Consider the following 664-nt stretch of genomic DNA (forward strand, 5'->3'; position numbering starts at 1 on the left):
TGAAGTCGTCAGGTCGAACGGGTGAAGTGAGAAAACGATCGATATATATTCCGCCGCGAGGTTATGTGGCTGGGGTCGGTGAGTTGATCGTTTTGTTTGCTTGTATTTTAGTCATGGCGGGGCTTGGTTCTATGATGTGGGCCTCCTTGGTCGAGATTCCGTCAGTTCCGAAAGGATTGGTGTTTAGGAGTGCCTATGTCACTCATGCCCTTGGCGTGTCTAAATCAACGTCACAGATGTATATCAAAGTGGCACGACAGGGTGGGGAATACGATCACTCATTTGATATACCCAATAGAGAGGCCCGCCTATTGGGTATTCATAAATTCAAGAGGTTGTGGGTGGCAATAGATGCGGACAGAGATAATCAATTTGTGTGGGCTGTCTATGATGAACGATTTCAATTGATGATGAGTCGTCGGCAAATAGTTGGCTGGGCGGAGCAGGGTAATGATGTGGCTCTTCTTATGGTTTTTTGCTCGTGCTTAATTGTCGTGTATGGCGTTTTTAATATGGGTGTGTGCGGGGTCTGGAACAGGTATTACTATAAAAAGGACAGCGAATGAAAATAGAGATGATTGATGAGTCAATTTATGTGATTGATGATTTTTTGACGGAAGCGGAAGAGCGTGAAATTAATGTGCTACTTAAAGGTTCTGTATGG

Annotated in this window: 1 protein-coding gene; it reads left to right on the plus strand. The window is 44.6% G+C overall.

Annotated features, from left to right (window positions below; genetic code table 11):
• Positions 1-566 (plus strand): hypothetical protein (locus tag TU76_RS24090; protein WP_048352664.1); only part of this gene is annotated, 566 nt, incomplete at its 5' end.
• Positions 567-664: the final 98 nt, after the last annotated feature.

The sequence above is a fragment of the Pseudomonas psychrophila genome (assembly GCF_001043005.1).
Classification (GTDB): domain Bacteria; phylum Pseudomonadota; class Gammaproteobacteria; order Pseudomonadales; family Pseudomonadaceae; genus Aquipseudomonas; species Aquipseudomonas psychrophila.